Raw genomic sequence first — 19,978 nt, forward strand, 5'->3', positions numbered from 1 at the left:
TCAGAACGCGCGAATTGGAGGAAACCGAGCGTTTCGGCACCATCAGCGAGCGCATCGGCATCGCGGAGGAATGTTGCAAGGCATACACTTTCCCCTATACTTCATCGAAAGGAAAACCATGACCACTGCCCGCCTCTTCGCCGCCACCTTGGGCCTCGCTCTGCACCTGGGCGCCCACGCGGCCGATTTCACGGTATCGAGCACCGACATCGCCCCTGGCCAGACCCTGGCTCCTGCGCAAGTGTTCCAGGGCTTCGGCTGCACGGGCGGCAACCTGGCGCCGCAGCTGTCGTGGCACGGCGCGCCAGCCGGCACCAAAAGCTACGCCGTCACCCTGTACGACCCGGACGCGCCGTCGGGCAGCGGCTGGTGGCACTGGAGCGTATTCAATCTGCCCGCCGGCACCACTTCCTTGCCGGGCGGCGCCACGGCCGGCACCCTGCCAGCGGGCGCCATCCAAGGACGCAACGATTTCGGCGACAGCGCCTACGGCGGCGCCTGCCCACCGCCCGGCGACAAGGCGCACCGCTATCAGATCACGGTCTGGGCCTTGGGCGTGGACAAGCTGCCCCTGGATCAACAGGCCAGCGGCGCCATGCTCGGCTACATGCTCAACGCCAACGCGCTGGGCAAGGCACAGCTGACGGGACTGTATGGAAGATAAGATGGAAGCGGTGGCCCTGAGCGAACTGCGCATCGCCCACGGCACCATCGAGGCGCGCCGCGCGCAAACCCTGCGCCGCGTACCCGTCTTCCAGAGCGCCCTGTGCCGCGTGCGGCAGGGAGTAAAACTGCTGGAATGGGGCGCTCGCCAGGCGCGCGCCGGGACGCACGACGTGGTGCTGATGCCGGCGGGCCAGGAACTGGGTGTGGCCAACCTGCCCGGCACGCAAGGCTACCGGGCCGAAGTGCTGAGTTTTTCGCCAGCCCTGATCGCCCGTTTCCGCGCGCGCCATGGCAGCCTCGTCGATGGCCAGCTGCGCCAGGCGGCCACGGCCAGCTTGTGCGTGCCGCTCGATGACCACGCGGCGCTGGCCTGGGACCAGCTGATGGCCAGCCTGGCTGCCGGTAGCCCGCCCGCGCTGCTGGCGCACCAGGCCGAAGGCTTGCTGCTGGCCCTGGCCCTGGGCGGCCACTGCGGCCCCTTGCTGCTGGACCGCCGCGACCCGCTGGCCGCGCGCGTGCAGCAAATGCTGCTGCTGGACCCGGCCGCCGACTGGAGCGTGGCCAAGGTCGCCAGCCAGCTGCACCTGGGCGCGTCCACGCTGCGCCGCCAGCTGGCCCTGAAACAACGTCACTTCCGCGCCATCCTGGAAGACGTGCGCCTGGGCCTGGCCTTGCAAGAATTGCAATCTGGCATCTTACCCATTGGCGACATCGCCGCCGCCTGCGGCTACGCCTCGCCCTCGCGCTTCGCGGCCCGTTTTCGCCAGCATTACGGTCTGTCGCCGCGCGACTTGCGCGCCACCCTGTAAAGTTCATCCAGCGCAAATCACGCAACAAGCGCTGACAAGGCGGCGATTTTCTTGCTACTATGCGCCCATGTCTTCCCGCCAGCCCACCCGCAAGCTTGCTCATCACGGTGCCGCCGCCCTCGCGCGCACGCCGTGGCGGCTGTGCGTGGCGCTGTTCAGTGCGCTGGCCCTCGTGTTCCTGCTGTCGACGGCCGCCTCGCACCTGCACAAGACCAGCCTCGACGCGGAAGAGTGCGCGCTGTGCGCCACCGTCATCGACAAGGTGGCCGATATCGCCGTGCCGCCGGCCGTCACCGAGCCGCCCGCCCAGTTATTGCCGTACCGCTTGCTGGCCGTCGCGCCCGCCACCCTGGCGCCCGCCGCCGCCCTCATCCTGCCGCCCGTGCGCGGCCCGCCTGCCGCCTCGTTGTAGTTCCCACGCTGTTTTTATCCTTTTTTCAGGCAGCACCGCCGCGCCCTCATGCGCGCCGGGCCGCCTGGCGTAGACTATTTTCGAGGTTCACCATGCAACACACACCACGCCTGAGCGCGCTGTCGCTCGCCCTTGCCAGCCTGTTCAGCTTTTCCGCCCATGCCGCCGAGCCCGCGGATGCCAGCCCGGCCGCTTCCGGTGCCGATGCTGCACCGCAAGAGATGCAAAAAGTGGAAGTCACGTCCGCCCATTTGAAAAGCGCGCGCATCGAACTGTCGCCGAAAGTCGGCACCACCATCTACAGCATCGACAGCCACATGGTCGACATGCTGGGCCAGGGCGACAACACGCCGTTCAATGAAGTGCTGCTGCGCCTGCCGGGCGTATCGCAGGATTCGAAGGGTTCCGGCGCCCTGCACGTGCGCGACGACCATGCCAACGTGCAATACCGCATCAATGGCGTGCAATTGCCGGAAAGCATCAGCGGCTTTGGCCAGTCGATCGACACGCGCCTGATCGACAAGACGGATTTCATGACGGGCGCCTTGCCAGCCCAGTTCGGCCTGCGCACGGCCGGCATCGTCGACATCGAAACGAAGGAGGGCGGCATGACGCCGGGCGGGCGCATCGGCATCATGGTCGGCAGCCACGACCATGTGGAACCGAGTGCGGAATTTTTCGGCAGCGTGGGCAAGTTCAATTACTACCTGTCCGGCAGCTACCTGGGCAATTCCCTGGGCGTGGAAAACCCGCAGGACACGCGCAGCGCCCTGCACGACAAGACGCGCCAGAACAAATCGTTCGGCAGCCTGTCGTATTTCCTCGATGACAACACGCGCCTGGGCGCCATGTTCGGCACGTATAACGGCCGCTTCCAGATCCCCAACAATCCGGACCAGGCGCCGGGCTTCTCGCTGGCCGGTCACAGCGATGCGCAGGCGGGCACGTCCACCTTGCCGTCGTCGCAGCTGAATGAAAACCAGCGCGAAGTGAACCGCTTCCTCGTGCTGTCGCTGCAAAAGAGCCTGGGCGACCTCAATTACCAGGTGTCCGCCTTCCACCAGTATTCGGAACTGCACTTCACGCCGGACTCCATCGGCGACCTGATCTACAACGGCGTGGCGTCGGATTCGCGCCGTGCGAACAGCGCCTCGGGTGCCCAGTTCGATATCAGCTACAAGTTGCACCAGGACCACACCGTCCGCGCCGGCCTGGCCTACACGCGCCAGAAGACGACAAGCGACAACACGGTGGCCGTCTTCCCGGCGCTTGACGGCGCGCAAAGCGCCACCACGCCGGTTTCCATCGTCGACAACAGCGGCAAGACGGGCACCCTGGCCAGTTTCTACCTGCAGGATGAATGGCATATCAGCAAACCCTTGACCCTGAACTATGGCGCCCGCTTCGACAAGGTGTCGGCCTACACGAACGAGCAGCAATGGAGCCCGCGCGTGAACCTGGCGTACCAGCTGGCGCCGGGCACGGCCCTGCACGCGGGCTATTCGCGCTACTTCACGCCGCCGCCGCAGGAACTGGCGGCGCAAGGCAGCATCGACCTGTACGCGAACACGACGAATGCGCCGGAAATCGGCCAGTCGGACAACGTCAAGGCCGAACGCACGCATTACTACGACGTGGGCATCAGCCACCAGGTGAATGCGAAACTGACCGTGACGGCCGATGTGTACTATAAAAAGATCAGCAACCTGCTGGACGAAGGCCAGTTCGGCCAGGCATTGATCTTGACGCCGTTCAACTATGCGGATGGCTACGCCAAGGGCCTGGAATTGTCGGCCATCTACAGCGAGAAAAACTGGGGCCTGTTCCTCAACGCCAGCACGCAAAAGGCGCAGGGCCGCAACATCAATTCGGGCCAAGCCCTGTTTGGCGCCGATGAGTTGAACTACATCAGCAAGAACTATGTCTATCTCGATCATGACCAGAAATACACGCTGTCCGGTGGCGGCCATTATCATTTCGGCGATTCGCAAGTGAGCGCTGACTTCCTCTACGGCAGCGGCCTGCGCATGACACCGGATGGCGGCGCGCCGAATTCAGGCCATTTGCCGAGTTACTTCACCGTCAACACGGCGCTCACGCACACGTGGAAAAATACGCCGGTCGGCAAGGTGGAAGGACGTTTGGCCCTGATCAACCTGTTCGACAAGTCCTACCTGCTGCGCGACGGTTCCGGCGTGGGCGTGGGAGCGCCGCAGTACGGCGCCCGCCGCAGCATCTATGCGGGTTTATCAACAAGTTTCTAAGAGTTACGCGCGAAGACAGCGGCAGGGAGCAACGCCTGCCGCTGTCGGTTGCCGTACCGTGTCATGTCTCATCCCCAGGCGATGGCCGTCTGGCCGTGCGCCTGCAAATACGCATTCGCCAGGCTGAACGGTTTGCTGCCAAAGAAACCTTTATTCGCCGACAAGGGAGATGGATGGGGAGCCGTTAGCACCAGGTGCTTGCCGGGGTCGATCAGGGAGCGCTTGGCCTGCGCGTAGCCACCCCACAGGATGAAGACGAGATTGCTGCGCTCGGCGGACAGGTGGCGGATGGCGCTGTCCGTCAGCTTTTCCCACCCCTTGCCCGCATGCGTACCGGCCACCCCCGCGCGCACCGTCAGCACGCTGTTGAGCAAAAATACCCCTTGCTGCGCCCAGTCGGACAAATCCGTCCGGGTGCGCACGACGCCTGCGTCGCTCTGTAATTCCTTGAAGATATTCTGCAGGCTGGGCTGCGGCGGCGTGCCGTCGGGGATGGAAAAGCACAGTCCCATGGCCGCGCCCGGCGTGTGGTACGGGTCTTGCCCCAGGATCACGACTTTCACTTGCTCGAACGGCGTCAGGTCGAAGGCCCGGAAGATATATTTGCCGGGTGGACAGCACGGCCCCACCGCATATTCCGCCTTCACGAAGGCGGCCAGGCGTTCCCAGTAAGGTTCGGCGAAATCAGCCTCCAACCGCGCCTTCCACGATGCGTCGATGCGTACGTCCATGGCTCACCTTATAGCCTATTCGTCAATCATGCTTTTTCAGCACGAAAGTATAGAACGCCCGGCCGGATGAGACGCATACGATTCAATCAGGCAAAAAAAAGCCGCCAGCGCGAGCGGGCGGCTTTGATACAGCGCAAGGTGCTTAGAAATTCAGCGCCGATTCCACGCCGGCGCTGTGCGCCTGTTCATCCGCATGGTACGAGCTGCGCACCATGGCGCCCACGGCGGCGTGGGTGAAGCCCATCTTGTACGCTTCTTCCTCGAACATTTTGAACACGTCCGGGTGCACGTAGCGGCGCACGGGCAAGTGGCTGTTCGATGGCGCCAGGTATTGGCCGATGGTCAGCATGTCGATGTCGTGCTCGCGCATGTCGCGCATGACTTGCAGGATTTCCTCGTCCGTCTCGCCCAGGCCCACCATGATGCCGGACTTGGTCTTCACGTCCGGGTACATGGCCTTGAAGTCTTTCAGCAGCTTCAGCGAGTGCATGTAGTCGGAACCGGGACGGGCTTCCTTGTACAGGCGCGGCGCCGTTTCCAGGTTGTGGTTCATGACGTCAGGCAAGCCATCCTTGAACAGGTTCAGGGCTTTTTCCAGGCGGCCGCGGAAGTCGGGCACCAGCACTTCGATGCGGGTGTTCGGCGACAGGGCGCGCGTTTGCTGGATGCACTCGACGAAATGGCCGGCGCCGCCGTCGCGCAAGTCATCGCGGTCGACGGAGGTGATGACGACGTAGTTCAGGCGCAGCTTGGCGATGGTTTTCGACAGGTTGGCCGGCTCTTCCTTATCCAGCGGATCCGGGCGGCCATGGCCGACGTCGCAGAACGGGCAGCGGCGCGTGCACTTGTCGCCCATGATCATGAAGGTGGCCGTGCCCTTGCCGAAGCATTCGCCGATGTTCGGGCAGCTGGCTTCCTCGCACACCGTCACGAGTTTGTTTTCGCGCAGGATGTCCTTGATTTCATAGAAGCGGGTCGATGCCGAAGCGGCCTTGACGCGGATCCAGTCCGGCTTTTTCAGGCGCTCGACTTGCTCGATCGGAATGATCTTGATCGGGATGCGCGAAGTCTTGCTGGCGCCTTTTTGCTTTTCGCTCGGGTTGTAGGCGGCGGGAGCGGCGGGGGCGGTGCTGGAAATGGTCTCAGAAGTCATGGCTGCAAGCCCTTGAGGGGCATGTTGGTTTGTTTGCTCAGGCATCCGCTGCCTGAGGCGCGCCTGCGGCGCTGTTTACTTCGCTTACATCGAGTAATACGGTCAATTCGTGGGCCAGGGCCCGCTGCACGTCGGCCAGCGGCGCCAGCACGCCCATGCTGCGCATGTCCACCGTCTTCAGGCCGGAATAGCCGCAAGGGTTAATCCAGGAAAACGGTGCCAGGTCCATCGCCACGTTGAGCGACACGCCATGGTAGGTGCAGCCGTTGCCGCGCACTTTCAAGCCCAGCGCGGCGATCTTCGCACCCTTGTCTGGTCCGCCGGCAATATAGATGCCAGGCGCGCCATCGATGCGTTCGCCAGCGAGATTATACGCCGCCAGCACGTTGATGATGGCTTGCTCGATTTTATGCACGAACTGGCGCGCATACAGCTTGCCGCCCGGCTTGTTGCGGCGCAAGTCCATCAGCAGGTAAATCACCACCTGGCCAGGGCCGTGGAACGTCACTTCGCCGCCACGGTCCGTCTGCACCACGGGCACATTCTCCGCGCCGGCCAGCAGGTGGCCGCGGTCGGCCGCCAGGCCCAGGGTGAATACGGGCGGATGCTCGACGACCCACAGTTCGTCGCGCGTGTCCGTCGTGCGCGCGTCGGTAAAGGCGCGCATGGCGGCAAAGGTCGGCTCGTAATCGACGCGGCCCAGCTCGCGGATCAGCGCCGTTTCGGTTCGGGTGGTGGTCATGACGGATTCTGTAATCAGCTGCCGGCGCCCTGCGGACGCTGCGGCGAAGCCGTGATTATAAGCCAGGCCGCCGTTTCATTCCGGGGCAGACTCCGGCAACAGCAGCAATCTGCCCAATTTTTGTGCAGCATGGCGTATCTGGGGCCCATTCAAGGCCGTGTAGCCGAGCAGCACGGCTGGCGCCAATTGTGCGCTGTGACAAAAATCACCGAGCGGCTGCAGCGCCAGCCCCTCGTGCGCGGCGCGCGCGCAAAACGCCCGCTCGTCGCTGCCCGGCGGCAACCACAGCACGCAATGAAAACCCGCTTGCTGGCCGGAAATAGCGTAGCGCCCGGGGGCAATCTGCTCGAGGCAGGCCAACAGCAGGTCGCGCCGCTCCTTGTAGGCCAGCCGCGCCTGGCGCAAATGGCGCACGAAAGCGCCATCCTCCATCCAGGCGGACAGCGCCAGCTGCTCCGTCACGCCCACGGACCTGCCCGTCAACTGCAGGGTGCGCAGCAACTGCGGCCGCAAGGCGGGCGGCAGCACCATGAAGCCCACGCGCAGGCCGGCAAACAGGGTCTTGTTAAAACTACCACAGTAAATCACGCGCTGGTACTGGTCCAGCGCCTTCAAGGCTGCCAGCGGCGCGCTCTGGTAATTGAATTCGCTGTCGTAATCGTCTTCCAGCACCCACGCGCCATGGTCGTTCGCCCATTCCAGCAAGGCCAGGCGGCGCGTGACGGACATGGTCACGCCCAGCGGCGACTGGTGCGCCGGCGTCACGTAGGCGAGGCGGGCATCCGCGTGCGCGGCCAGGGCGGCGCCATCGATGCCCTCGGCGTCGACGGCAATGTCCACCGGCACGGCGCCCACGAGGGCGAACAGGGCGCGCGCGGCCGGATAGCCCGGTTCCTCCAGGCATACCTTGTCGCCCTCGCGCACGATGCTGCGCGCCAGCAAGTCGATCGCGTGGCGGATGCCGGTCGTGACAAGGATGTCTTGCGGGTCGCAGCGCACGCCGCGGTACTTGGCGAGGAAATCGGCGATCTGCTGGCGCAGTTCGGGCAAGCCGGCGGGATCGGCGCTGCACAACTGCTCCGGCGTGGCGGCGGCCAGCGCCCGCGTGGCGCACTTGGACCAGGCAGCCATGGGAAACAGGCTGGCGTCGGCGCGCCGCGCCACGAAGGGCAAGCCGTCGCGCACGCCCGTATCCGAGGCAGGCGCGGGCGCCACGGCCAGCGGGGCGGGAACGGCGTCGCCCAGGCCCGCCATCAGGAAGCGCTCCGGCACGACGGCGCACACGCGCGTGCCGGAACCGGGCACGCGCGTCACGTACGCTTCCGCGTGCAGGCGGTCGAACACGGTTTCGATGGTGCCGCGCGACAACTCCCACCGTTCCGCCAGGGTGCGGCTGGATGGCAAACGGCTGCCCGCCGGCAACATCTTCGTCAGGATGGCCGAGCGCAGCGCTTCATACGCGCCATCCTGCTTGTTGACGCCCGCCTTGTCGAGCCAGCTGGTGGGGCGAGGCAAGTCCAGGGCGTGCGGTGATTTTCCTCGGGGCATAATAATCGTCCAAGTGGTCCAATGAATTTTCTAATGACTGGCACTTCGCATTACACCACAAACATTCTACTCTCACCGTTCCGGTGCGCCAGCGGGGCGCACGCTTGCCTGGATCGTGTAAAACAATGCAGAAACAAATCGCTTTATGGGCCTGGGGCGGCATCGTGCTGCTGCTGGTCTGCCTGTCGCGCATCAGCATCGACATCTATCTGCCTTCGCTGCCGGCCATGGCCGATGCCCTGCATGCCAGCGATGCGCAGCTGCAACTGACCCTGAGCCTGTTCATGGCCGGCTCGGCCGCCTCGATGCTCGCGTGCGGGCCGCTGGCCGACCGCTACGGACGCCGCCCCGTGCTGCTGGCCGGCACGGGCATTTTTGTGCTCGCCAGCATCGTCTGCACCGTGACTTCCGACGTGCACGTGCTGATCGCCGCGCGCGTGCTGCAGGCGTTCGGCGGTTGCAGCGGCACCATCATCGGCCGGGTCATGGTGCGCGACCGCTTCGATCCCGCCACGCAGGCGCGCATGCTGGGCAAAATATCGATGGTGATGGGTTTGTCGCCGATCGTGGCGCCGCTGGCTGGCAGCGTGCTCGACGCGGCGTTCGGCTGGCGCGCCGTGTTTGGCGTGCTGTGCCTGCTGGGAGCGCTGTCGCTGGGGCTGATCGCTGCGTATGTGCCGGAAACCAGGCCGGCCAGCGTCGTGCCACAGGGCAATACCCTGGCGCTGTACCGCCGCCTGCTGGGCGACGCGTATTTCCTGCGCTATGCGCTGGCCATCGCTTGTGTATATTGCACGTATTTCCCCTTCATCGCGGAATCGTCCGTGCTGTTGCAAAGGGGCATGCACCTGTCGCCGCACGCGTATGCGCTGGTGTTCGCGCTGACGGTCAGCGGCTATATCGGGGGATCGAGCCTGTTTCGCGCGCTGGGACCGCGCCTGGGCGCCGATTACCTGCTGGGCGTGGCGGTGCTGATCAATGTGGCGGGCGCAGCCAGCTTATTGCTGGCGGGGACTTTGGCGCCGCGGCACGTGGCGTCGCTGGTGGCGCCCATGCTGCTGGTGATGGTGTCGGTGGGCATGGCCATCCCCGCCTGCCAGCTGGCCGTGCTGCAGCCGTATGGCGACCAGGCGGGCAGCGCCTCGGGCCTGTTCTTCTTCGTGCAAATGCTCATCACGGCCGCCTGCGGCGCCGTCATCGCCGCCATCACGGACGGCAGCGCACAACCGCTGCTGTGGGTGACGGCGGCGGCCAGCGCGTCCTTTGCCGCCGTCTGGCTGCTCACGAAGAGCCGGGCCAGCGTGGCGGCAGCCAGCCTTACATGACGATCTTGACCATCGGGTGGCCCGACAGCGCCATGTACAGGGCGTCGAGCTGCTCGCGGCTGATGGCGCGCACGGTGACGGTCAGGCCCGTGTAATTGCCCTTGCCCGATGGGCGCTCTTCCATGCGGCCTGCGTGGAAGGTCGGATCGTGGCTGATCACCAGTTCCAGCATGGTCAGCGCGAAATCGACGTGCGTCGGGCCCATGATCTTGATGGGGAAATCGCTCGGGTATTCGATCAGCGATTCGCTGGGAGGAATCGTCACTTCGGTGGGTGGGGTGGTTTGCATGGGAAATCCAATCAGTGCCGGTCAGAACAGACGGCGCGGCGCATGGCGCGCGGCGGCTGCAGAAAGGCGTATTGTAGCCAACTTTGGCGGCGCCTGCGCCCGCCGCCATGGCGCCAGGGGCGCGGAAAAAAAAAGCCAGCTTTGTAAGCTGGCGAAAACTATTTCGTTTGGACAAAATAGCCGGAAAATCGGTGCTGTCAGCCGCGCAGGCATTGCGCTGTGCTGCAATGACTCCACTGTAGACAAAACACCGCGGCTTGACCGCTGAAATGTGACGAACTGTCGGTTTGGCGGCTTGAACGTCGATAATCCATGACCGGACGGACAGGCAGCCAGCGCCAGCGGCCAGTTCAGCGCTCCGCTTCCTGCATCCGGCCATTACGGCCGGGGCCGCCGCGCTCATTGCCCCGGTCATTGTTCCGCTCACGTGGCGGCCCGCCGCGTTCGCCCCCGCGCGCCTCCTGTGCCGGACGCGCCACAGGAGCCGGCATCGGCGGCGGCGCGGGCCGCGACTGGGCCACGGGCGGTGGCGCAGGCATGGCAGGCGGCGGCGCCGTCTGCAACACTTCGCGGCGGCCGCCACGCTCCCAGCGGTTGCCGTCCGGGCGCTGCACCTCGGCAGGACGCTCGATGGCGGGGCGCGGCTGCGGCCGCTCGGCGCGGGATCGCTGTTCGCCACTCCAGCCGGGGTGCGCCACCGGGTCTTGCACGGGCGGCAAGGAAGGCGCCGCCGGCATCACGGGCTGGGCCGGTATCGGCGGCTGCGCCGGCACGGGCGGCCGGTTCGGCTGCATGGGACGCGGCGCCAGGTGCGTCTGGCCATCGTCCGTCTGCAAACGGCCAGGACGGTTGCCCCAGTCGCGCTGGAAACCATCTTGCTGGCGCGGCGCATCGGCGGGACGCTGCCAGTTGCCCGCCGGCGCAGGCGGCGTGCTCAAGGGCATGCTTTGCAGCACGGGCGCCGGCATGATGGTGCGGTTGCGGCGCGGCACGTCCACCGTGCGCGCGCCGCCAAAACGCTCGCCCGGCAGCATCGTCATGCCTTCACGGCGTTCGCGCTCGCCCATCACGGAACGGCGCCCGTCGGCGACGCGGTTGAGGCGGCGTTCATACTCGGCACTGCTGCGGTAGCCAGGCACGTAGCGCTCGTGCGGCGACAGGGGAAACCAGCCCACGCCCGGCTGCTGGCCGTGGCCAGTCCCGTGATTGCCGCCGACCCAGCCCACCAGGGCCGGCGCCCAAGGCACGCGGCCGCGCTCGCGGCCCGGGGCCCAGCCCCAGCGCTGGCCCAGCAGCACCCAGCGGCCGTAATGCGAGGGCGCGTAGCCCCACGGCGCATTGTCGACCCAGGTCCAGCCCCACGGCGCGATCCACGTCCAGCGCCCGTCGCTATACGGCGCCCAGCCGGCCGGCACCGTGCTGGGCAGCCACAGGGGGCCGTATTCCGTGTTGTCCTGCCAGGCGCCATAGCGGTCCAGCTCTTCATAACCGGTCGTATCGTCCGTGACATAGCGCAAGGCCGGCGCGGCGGCGGGCAAGGCTTCGGGCCAGTTGTCGAAGGCGATTCTCTGCAAGGCGCCCGTGCGCAATTCTTCGTCCGTCAATTCGGCGCGCTTGCCTGCACGCAAGGTGACGCTGCCCGTCGCGCCATCCACGTCGGCCGCGCCTTCGAGCACGCTGACGATGCTGGTGCCGGGCTGGCGCCCCGCCTCGATGCGCACCCAGCCCGGCTGGGTCAGGATCACGCGGGCCTGGGCCGTGGTCAGCTCGAAGCCGCGCAGCGCGTCGGGATTGCGCACGCGCACGCTGACCGTGCCATATCCGAGGTGCAATTTGAAACTGTCGTCATCGAGCTCGCTCACTTCCAGCTCGGAATCACCATCGAGGCGCACGGCGGCCGCACCCACGCGCAATTCCGCCAGCGCGCCGCGCAGGGTAGTCAAGCGGTTATCCGTCGTGACGGGCCAGTTCAGCAGGGCATTTTGCGCCTCGCCCTCGCCGGCGCGCACCAGCACCTGCCCTTCGACGGTGGAAATGCGCCCCACGCGGGCGGGCGGGTCTTGCGCCAGGGCCAGGGAGCACGCCGACGACAGCAGCACGGCGCACACGGTGTTCAAGAAGGGGGAAGACAGGGTCGGACGCATGGCAGCGCTCCAGGCAGGACGGACAGAGATGAAAGGTAGACAACACCCCGATTACAGTCCTATCGGGCGGGCATCGCAAGCGGGCTTACAAATGTTTGCATCTTGATCTGGCTCAGGATGTCGTCTGGCCGCCCCGCTTGACGAAGAACAGGGCGGCGCCGACGGCCATCAGCAAGCCGCCAAAGAAGCGGTTCTGCTTTTTCACGGCGCGCGCGTCGCGGAAGAAGCGCTGCATCGAGGACGCTAAAAAGGCATAGCTGTGCATGACGATCTGGTCGATCGTGCACATGGTGACGGCCAGGATCAGCAATTGCGGCAGCAGCGGAGACGTGGGGCTGATGAATTGCGGCAACACCGCCACCATGAAGATGATGCCCTTCGGATTCGTCACATTCGTCAGGAAACCCGTCAGCACGCGCCGGCGCATGGACGGCACCACGGCGTCCGCATGCAGGTCGCCCGTCACGGCCACCTTGGCGCGCCACTGCGACAGGCCCAGGTAGATCAGGTACAAGGCGCCCACCGTCTTGACGATATTGAAGGCCACTTCGGAGGCCAGCAGCAGGGAACCGACGCCGGCGCCCGCGATGCCCAGCACCACCAGCAGGCCCAGCTGCAAGCCGAGAATCGTGGCGCTGGCCTTTTTTACCCCGTAGGACAGGCCATGCGACATCGACAGCACGGCGCCCGAACCGGGCGAGACGGCGATGATGGAGGCGGCGATGACAAAGGTGATCCAGGTGGCAAAGGGCATGCGGTTTCCAAAAATGGTGATGAGAGGCAATTTTAACCCGGCCCGTGCGGCCTTGCCGGCCCCGCCTGAGGTAAGATCGCGGTCATGCCTTAGCCACATCGTTCCTTGCCGTACAACCAAGAATAACATCATGAAAAACAACACTTTCCTCGCTCCACAATTTCCTGCCACCACCGTGGGAGCGCGCTGAGATGGCCGGCTCCAGCCTGCTGGCCCTGCTCGATGACATCGCCAGCATCCTCGACGACGTTTCCCTGATGACCAAGGTGGCCGCCAAGAAGACGGCCGGCGTGCTCGGTGACGACCTGGCCCTGAACGCGCAGCAAGTGGCCGGCGTGCGCGCCGAGCGCGAACTGCCCGTCGTCTGGGCCGTCGCCGTCGGTTCGCTGAAGAACAAGGCCATCCTCGTGCCCGCCGCGCTGGCCATCAGCGCGTTTGCCCCATGGGCCATCACGCCGCTGCTGATGGTGGGCGGCGCCTACCTGTGCTTCGAGGGCTTCGAAAAGATCGCGCACAAGTATCTGCACCCGGACGACAGCCACAAGGCCGAACTGGCGCAGGCGCTGCGCGACCCGCAGGTCGACCTGGTGGCGCTGGAAAAGGACAAGATCAAGGGCGCCATCCGCACCGATTTCATTTTGTCGGCGGAAATCATCGTCATCGCCCTGGGCACGGTGGCCGCGGCCACCTTCGCCGAGCAGGTGGCCGTCGTCGTCGGCATCGCCCTCATCATGACGGTGGGCGTGTATGGCCTGGTGGCCGGCATCGTCAAGCTCGACGACGCGGGCTTTTACCTGGCGGCGCGCAAGGGCGCGGGCGCGCTGATGGACGGCGTGCGCGGCTTTGGCCGCATGCTCGTGTCGGCGGCGCCGAAACTGATGAAGTTTCTCTCCGTGGTGGGCACCCTGGCCATGTTCATGGTCGGCGGCGGCATCCTGACGCACGGCTGGCCGTGGGCCAGCGGCATGCTGCACCACGTCGAGGAAGCCGTCGGCGGCGTGGCCGGCATCGGCCCCGTGCTGGCGGCCGTCACGCCCAGCCTGATCAACGCGGTGGCCGGCCTCATCGCCGGCGGCCTGGTGCTGGCCGGCGTCACGGCCGTGTCGGCTTTGTTGCGCATGATCAAGCCAAGCAAATAAGCTTTCTGGTCTGATGGAGCGGCAGGCGCATCCGTGCCTGCCGCCCCGGCCATGCCGGCGGCGCCCGCTGCCCATGGAGACCCTATGCATGCTTCCCCCGCCCCACGCCCCAGCAGCGCCTTTATCGGCGCCTCCTGGGCAGCATTGCTGATCGGCATCGTCACCTATCTGTCCGGCTTGTGGAACGCCACGATGGCGCTCAACGAGAAGGGCTATTACTTCACCATCCTCATGTATGGCCTGTTCGCCGCCATCTCGCTGCAAAAATCCGTGCGCGACCGCGCCGAGGGCATCGCCGTGACGGGGATCTACTTTGGCCTGTGCTGGATCTCCGTGCTGCTGGCCTTGCTGTTATTGACTGTCGGCCTATGGAACGCTAATCTGCAAAACAGCGAAAAAGGGTTCTATGCCATGGCGTTCCTGCTCAGCCTATTTGCTGCCGTGGCCGTGCAAAAGAACGTGCGCGACGTGGCGCGCGCCTCGGCCAGCACACCCGCCGAGCTGCCGGGAACTTAAACACCAGCGGCGCGTCTATTCCTGTATCCATGTCGGGAGAGGATGATGGGCGACCAGCAGAAACGTTTGCAGATGGCGCTGGAGGCGGCGCACATGGCGATCTGGGATTCGCGTATCGTCGCTGGCCAGGTCATCGACGGCACGGTCAGCTGGTCGGCCAAGGGCGCCACCTTGCTGGGCCTGGAAGAACGGGCGCTGACGCAGCCATTCCGCAGCTTTCTCGATTGCGTGCACGCCAGCGACCGCGACAAGGTGGTCAACGTGCTGCAGGACGGCGTGCGCCGGCGCGGCGGCTACGCCCTGCAATACCGCGTCGTCTGGCCCGACGGCAGCGAACACTGGCTGGCGGCCAAGGCGCACATCTTCATGGATGCCGGCGGCCGGCCCGACCGCACCCTGGGCATCATCTGGGATATCACCGAGCACATGGCGCGCGAACTGATGATCGCCGAGCGCAAGGAGCTGGCCGAAGTGACGCTCAGCTCCATCGGCGACGGCGTCATCACCACCGATCCGCAGGGCAAGACGCGTTACCTGAACCGGGTGGCCGAGCAATTGACGGGCTGGAGCAACGAGCTGGCGCAGGGCCTGGACATCGGCCTGACCATGCCGCTGGCCGATGAACGCACGGGCGAAGCACGCGAGCACGTGGCCATGCGCTGCCTGCAACAGCGCCAGGCCATCGGCGTTTCGCCCCGCTCGCAACTGGTCACGCGCGACGGGCGGCGCATCGCCGTCGAGGAATCGGCCGCGCCCATCTGGTCGCGCGACGGCCACATCCTCGGCGCCGTCGTCGTGTTCCGCGACGTCAGCCACGAGCGCAAGCTGAGCCAGGAACTGTCGTGGCAAGCCACGCACGACACCCTGACGGGCCTGATCAACCGGCGCGAATTCGAGCACCTGGTGGCCGGCGCCCTGCGCACGGCCAAGCAGGATGGCCACGCGCATGCGCTGCTGTACCTGGACCTGGACCAGTTCAAGGTCATCAACGACACCTGCGGCCACGGCGCCGGCGACGTGCTGCTGCAGCTGCTGACCAAGATGCTGCAGGGGCGGATGCGCGACAGCGATATCCTGGCGCGCCTGGGCGGCGACGAACTGGGCGTGCTGCTGCCGCACTGTCCGCTCGAACATGCGCGCCTGATCGGCGAACAGCTGCGCCAGTCCGTGCGCGATTTCCGTTTCGCCTGGGACGAACGCAGCTTCGAGCTGGGCGTGAGCATCGGCATCGTGGAAATCAGCCAGGACAGCAAGTCCATGAGCGAGCTGCTGAGCGCGGCCGACCAGGCTTGCTACCTGGCCAAGGAGCAGGGCCGCAACCGCATCCATATCTATCAGGAGTCCGATGTCATGCTGGCGCAGCGGCATGGCGAAATGCTGTGGATCTCGCGCCTGAACGAAGCGTTCGCCCACGACTATTTCCGCCTGTACGCCATGCCCATCGTGCACCTGCGCGACAGCCCGGAACACCACGACGAAGTGCTGATCCGCATCCGCAACAGCAAGGGCGACCTGATCTTGCCGGGCGCCTTCATCCCGGCCGCCGAACGCTACGACATGATGCTGTCCATCGACCGCTGGGTCATCCGCGCCGTCTGCGCGCATATCCAGAGCGTGCGCGACAGCCTGCCGCCGTTGGCCGCGCTGGCGGAAAGCCGGCGCCGCGCACCGGCCCTGTATTCCGTCAACCTGTCGGGCATGTCGCTGGCCGATGCCGGCTTGCACGACTACATCACCGAGCAATTCGTGGCATTCGCGATTGCGCCCGAGCAAATCTGCTTTGAAATCACGGAAACAGCCGTCATCGCCAACCTGCCCAAGGCGCAAGTGTTCATGCGCCAGCTCAAGGCCCTGGGCTGCCGCTTCTCGCTTGATGACTTCGGCAGCGGCTTTTCCTCGTTCGGCTACCTGAAAGCTCTGCCCGTCGACTATTTGAAGATCGACGGCGTCTTCGTGCGCGACATCGCCACCAATGCCATCAACCGCGCCATGGTCAAGGCCATCAATGAAGTGGGCCACGTGATGGGCCTGGAAACGGTGGCCGAATACGTGGAAGACGCGGCCACCCTGGCCGTCATCCGCGAACTGGGCATCGACTATGCACAAGGCTACGCCGTGGGCAGCCTGCGGCCGCTGACGGCGGGCGCAGATTAAGCGCCGACGGCAACCAATATCTTTAAAACAATGCCGCATTGCTATCGCTAAATGCGTGCAAGCACGACCAATCTTGAGGATTTTGATCTACATCAATAAATTTGCGCAGGCGACTCCTTACACTGATCTCCATTCTTGCAATCGTGCAAGTCTTACTCACCAATTGCCTATTTAACTGATCAGGAAGCCGCGACCATGCGACAAAATTTGCCAGTGACTAACCGTGAAGTCCTCGTCTTGGACGATCAGGCCATCGTGTCGAAAACGGATATGAACGGCAATATCGTATATGTGAACCCCTACTTCAGTCAGGTCAGCGGCTTCAGCGAAGCCGAACTGCTCGGTTCGCCCCAGAACATCGTGCGCCACCCGGACATGCCGGCCGAAGCGTTCGCCGACCTGTGGACCTCGATCCAGGCCGGCACGCCGTGGACGGGCCTGGTCAAGAACCGCTGCAAGAACGGCGATTTCTACTGGGTGCGCGCCAACGTCACGCCCATCCGCGAAGCGGGCAAGACCATCGGTTACATGTCCGTGCGCGTCAAGGCGGACAAGGACCAGGTCAAGGCCGCCGAAGAAGCCTACGCGGCCATCCGCAACAAGGAAGGCGGCAACATCGTCATCAAGAACGGGCAGATCGTGCGCCCGGGCCTGGCGCACCTGCTGCACAGCCTGACGCACATGTCGCTCAACCTGCGCATCTGGGCCGCCACCTCCATCGTCAACTGCCTGCAACTGCTGGTGTGCGTCATCAGCCTGTTCGCCAGCGGCGGCCAGATCACCAATTACGCCATCTTCGGCGCCACCCTGTTCGGTTTCCTGATCAACGTTTTCCTCTGGTACACCTTGCGCATGTCCGTGCTCAAGCCGCTGGGCAAGGCCCTGAACGGCGCGCGGGCCATTGCCGCGGGCGACCTGTCGGGCAGTTTTGAAACAGAGAGCACGGATGAAGTGGGTCAACTGCTGCGCGCACTGCAACAGATGAACAGCAACCTGATCGCCACCATCCGCGACGTGCGCATCAACGTGGAAACCATGGCCGTGGCCACCAAGCAAATCGCCGTCGGCAATATGGACTTGTCGGGCCGCACGGAATCGCAGGCGGCCAGCCTGGAAGAAACGGCCTCGAGCATCGAGGAATTCTCGTCGACGGTGAAACAGAACGCGGACAACTCGGTGCAAGCGAACGAGCTGGCCGTGGCCGCCTCGAAAGTGGCCGTGCAGGGCGGCGAGATCGTTTCCGAAGTGATCACCACCATGGACGAGATCAACACCTCGTCGAAGAAAATCGTCGACATCATCGGCTTGATCGAAGGCATCGCCTTCCAGACCAACATCCTGGCCTTGAACGCGGCCGTGGAAGCGGCCCGCGCCGGCGAGCAGGGCAGGGGCTTCGCCGTGGTGGCGGGCGAAGTGCGCAACCTGGCGCAGCGCTCGTCCGTGGCAGCCAAGGATATCAAGCAACTCATTGAAATTTCCGTCGGCAAGGTGGGCGCCGGCATGCTGCAGGTGAACCGCGCCGGCGCCACCATGGAACAGGTGGTCAGCTCCGTCAAGCAGGTGACGGCCATCATGCAGGAAATTTCCATCGCCTCGCGCGAACAGAGCATCGGCGTCGACCAGGTCAACCAGGCCATCGCCCATATGGACCAGGTGACGCAGCAGAACGCGGCCCTGGTGGAAGAAGCCGCCGCGGCCGCCACGCGCCTGGCGGAAGAAGCGGCCAGCCTGTCGCAAGCCGTGAGCCTGTTCAATTTCGGCAAGATGCCGCCACCGCGCCGCGTCGCCATGCCTGGCGGCAAGTCTGGCGCCGCGAACGCCGGCAAGCCCGCCATGAAACGCCTGGCCGCCTAAACCTTTCAAGACTTTACACACATCATGCCTACACTACTCAGCAGTGCTTCCGCCGACCTGGACGCCGTCGTCGAATTCGACCCGGTCATCATCGGCAAGATGAGCCAGTCCGGCCCGCGCTACACGTCTTACCCGACCGCCGACCGTTTCAATGCGGAATTTGGCTACGGCAACTTCCTCGAAGCGCTGGCCGCCCTGCGCATGCGCGGCGGCCGCCGTCCCCTGTCGCTGTATGTGCACGTGCCGTTCTGCGACACCCTGTGCTACTACTGCGCCTGCAACAAGATCATCACGAAAGACCGCAGCAAGGCGGCCACCTATCTCAGCTACCTGAAACAGGAAATCGCCATGCAGGGCAAGCTGTTTGCCGGCATGAACCAGATCGAGCAATTACACTTCGGCGGCGGCACGCCCACCTACCTGAGCGAAAAGCAGATGGATGAACTGATGGCGCATTTGCGCCAGCATTTCGAATTCGCTTCCGATGAAGACGGCGAATATTCGATCGAGATCGACCCGCGCACCGTGTCGCGCGAACGCGTGTTTTCGCTGCGCGCGCAAGGTTTCAACCGCATCAGCCTGGGCGTGCAGGATTTCGACGCCGACGTGCAAAAAGCCGTCAACCGCATCCAGCCGGAAGCGGAAACGGTGGCCATCATGCAGGCGGCGCGCGACGCGGGTTTCCGCTCGATCAGCATCGACCTGATCTACGGCTTGCCGAAGCAAAACCTGGACACCATGACGGAAACCCTGCGCAAGGTGATCAACGCCAGCCCCGACCGCATCGCCCTGTACCACTACGCGCACATGCCGCACCTGTTCAAGCCGCAGCGCCGCATCCTCGACGCGGACATGCCCGACAGCGCCACCAAGCTGGCCATGCTGGGCCTGTGCATCGCGCGCCTGACGGCCGCCGGCTATGTGTACATCGGCATGGACCATTTCGCCAAGCCAACGGACGACCTGGCCGTGGCGCAGCGCCAGGGCCGCTTGCACCGCAACTTCCAGGGCTATTCCACGCGCGCGGAGGCGGACCTGATCGCCTGCGGCGTGTCGGCCATCAGTTCCGTCGGCGCCGTGTACAGCCAGAATGAAAAAACGCTCGACGCGTATTACGAAAAACTCGACGAAGGCGTGCTGCCGATCGCGCGCGGCATCAAGCTCGATACGGACGATTTGTTGCGCCGTATCATCATCCAGATGCTGATGTGCAATTTCGAACTGTCGATCGCCACCATCGAGCAGGCGCACCCCGTCAAATTCCGCAGCTATTTCGCCGCCGAGCTGGACAAGCTGCGCGAACTGGCGAGAGATGGCTTGCTCGTCATCGAGGAAGACTGGCTGACGGTGACGCCGAAAGGGCGCTTGCTGATCCGCAATATCTGCATGGTCTTCGACCGCTACCTGACCCTGGCGCGCGCCAACACGGCGCCGGACGCGGTGCAGCCGCTGCGCCACTCGAAAACGGTGTAATACCG

General features: G+C 64.9%; 17 protein-coding genes. 10 read left to right on the top strand and 7 right to left on the bottom strand.

Annotation, left to right across the window (positions count from 1 at the left end):
* The first annotated feature begins 118 nt into the window (after nt 1-118).
* From O3301_RS11415 to O3301_RS11430, 4 genes are all read left to right on the top strand, one after another.
* Nucleotides 119-664, top strand: a complete 546-nt coding sequence (locus O3301_RS11415; protein WP_305056419.1) for a YbhB/YbcL family Raf kinase inhibitor-like protein — start codon at nt 119-121, stop codon at nt 662-664.
* Entirely contained in the window at nt 654-1,475 is an 822-nt protein-coding gene (locus O3301_RS11420; protein WP_305056420.1) for a helix-turn-helix transcriptional regulator, read from the top strand. Before O3301_RS11415 ends, O3301_RS11420 begins: the two co-directional genes overlap by 11 nt.
* Before the next feature lie 67 nt (nt 1,476-1,542).
* A complete protein-coding gene (locus O3301_RS11425; RefSeq protein ID WP_305056421.1) occupies nt 1,543-1,887 on the top strand; it encodes a hypothetical protein in 345 nt (114 codons plus the stop codon).
* Nucleotides 1,888-1,979: 92 nt separating this feature from the next.
* On the top strand, nt 1,980-4,151 hold the full coding sequence (locus O3301_RS11430) for a TonB-dependent receptor (protein WP_305056422.1): 2,172 nt from the start codon (nt 1,980-1,982) through the stop codon (nt 4,149-4,151).
* A gap of 68 nt (nt 4,152-4,219) precedes the next feature.
* Here the strand turns inward: O3301_RS11430 and O3301_RS11435 are convergent, their stop codons facing one another.
* The 4 genes from O3301_RS11435 to O3301_RS11450 form a co-directional block, all read right to left on the bottom strand.
* Nucleotides 4,220-4,882 (bottom strand): uracil-DNA glycosylase, encoded by a 663-nt coding sequence (locus O3301_RS11435; RefSeq protein ID WP_305056423.1) that lies wholly within the window; start codon nt 4,880-4,882, stop codon nt 4,220-4,222.
* 142 nt (nt 4,883-5,024) lie between these two features.
* Nucleotides 5,025-6,035, bottom strand: coding sequence for a lipoyl synthase (lipA, locus tag O3301_RS11440; protein ID WP_077398299.1), 1,011 nt, complete (start codon nt 6,033-6,035; stop codon nt 5,025-5,027).
* Nucleotides 6,036-6,072: 37 nt separating this feature from the next.
* On the bottom strand, nt 6,073-6,777 hold the full coding sequence (lipB, locus tag O3301_RS11445; protein ID WP_099666016.1) for a lipoyl(octanoyl) transferase LipB: 705 nt from the start codon (nt 6,775-6,777) through the stop codon (nt 6,073-6,075).
* A 75-nt stretch (nt 6,778-6,852) separates the two neighbouring features.
* On the bottom strand, nt 6,853-8,325 hold the full coding sequence (locus O3301_RS11450) for a PLP-dependent aminotransferase family protein (RefSeq protein ID WP_305056424.1): 1,473 nt from the start codon (nt 8,323-8,325) through the stop codon (nt 6,853-6,855).
* 125 nt (nt 8,326-8,450) lie between these two features.
* Here O3301_RS11450 and O3301_RS11455 point away from each other — a divergent pair, with 125 nt between their 5' ends.
* Entirely contained in the window at nt 8,451-9,650 is a 1,200-nt protein-coding gene (locus tag O3301_RS11455) for a multidrug effflux MFS transporter (protein WP_305056425.1), read from the top strand.
* Here O3301_RS11455 and O3301_RS11460 read toward each other — a convergent pair.
* The 3 genes from O3301_RS11460 to O3301_RS11470 all read right to left on the bottom strand — a co-directional run bounded on the left by O3301_RS11460 (nt 9,643) and on the right by O3301_RS11470 (nt 12,837).
* Nucleotides 9,643-9,939 carry a DUF493 family protein gene (locus O3301_RS11460; RefSeq protein ID WP_305056426.1) on the bottom strand — a complete coding sequence of 99 codons (297 nt, stop codon included), beginning with the start codon at nt 9,937-9,939 and terminating at the stop codon, nt 9,643-9,645. The two genes, O3301_RS11455 and O3301_RS11460, sit on opposite strands and share 8 nt — an antisense overlap.
* A gap of 350 nt (nt 9,940-10,289) precedes the next feature.
* Nucleotides 10,290-12,083, bottom strand: coding sequence for a DUF6600 domain-containing protein (locus O3301_RS11465; protein ID WP_305056427.1), 1,794 nt, complete (start codon nt 12,081-12,083; stop codon nt 10,290-10,292).
* Nucleotides 12,084-12,195: 112 nt separating this feature from the next.
* Entirely contained in the window at nt 12,196-12,837 is a 642-nt protein-coding gene (locus tag O3301_RS11470) for a LysE family transporter (RefSeq protein ID WP_289906059.1), read from the bottom strand.
* 191 nt (nt 12,838-13,028) lie between these two features.
* On the opposite strand from O3301_RS11470, the gene O3301_RS11475 reads away from it, so the two are divergent.
* The 5 genes from O3301_RS11475 (at nt 13,029) to hemN (ending at nt 19,973) form a co-directional block, all read left to right on the top strand.
* On the top strand, nt 13,029-13,976 hold the full coding sequence (locus tag O3301_RS11475; RefSeq protein WP_251349665.1) for a DUF808 domain-containing protein: 948 nt from the start codon (nt 13,029-13,031) through the stop codon (nt 13,974-13,976).
* A gap of 84 nt (nt 13,977-14,060) precedes the next feature.
* The gene (gene yiaA / locus O3301_RS11480; protein ID WP_305056428.1) at nt 14,061-14,492 is read left to right on the top strand and encodes an inner membrane protein YiaA; all 432 of its coding nucleotides are present in this window, start codon (nt 14,061-14,063) and stop codon (nt 14,490-14,492) included.
* A gap of 42 nt (nt 14,493-14,534) precedes the next feature.
* On the top strand, nt 14,535-16,646 hold the full coding sequence (locus O3301_RS11485) for an EAL domain-containing protein (RefSeq protein WP_305056429.1): 2,112 nt from the start codon (nt 14,535-14,537) through the stop codon (nt 16,644-16,646).
* A gap of 195 nt (nt 16,647-16,841) precedes the next feature.
* Nucleotides 16,842-18,500, top strand: a complete 1,659-nt coding sequence (locus O3301_RS11490) for a PAS domain-containing methyl-accepting chemotaxis protein (protein ID WP_289899735.1) — start codon at nt 16,842-16,844, stop codon at nt 18,498-18,500.
* 24 nt (nt 18,501-18,524) lie between these two features.
* Nucleotides 18,525-19,973, top strand: a complete 1,449-nt coding sequence (hemN, locus tag O3301_RS11495; RefSeq protein ID WP_305056430.1) for an oxygen-independent coproporphyrinogen III oxidase — start codon at nt 18,525-18,527, stop codon at nt 19,971-19,973.
* Nucleotides 19,974-19,978 lie beyond the last annotated feature (5 nt).

The organism is Janthinobacterium sp. SUN211, assembly GCF_030587315.1.
Taxonomy (GTDB): domain Bacteria; phylum Pseudomonadota; class Gammaproteobacteria; order Burkholderiales; family Burkholderiaceae_D; genus Janthinobacterium; species Janthinobacterium kumbetense.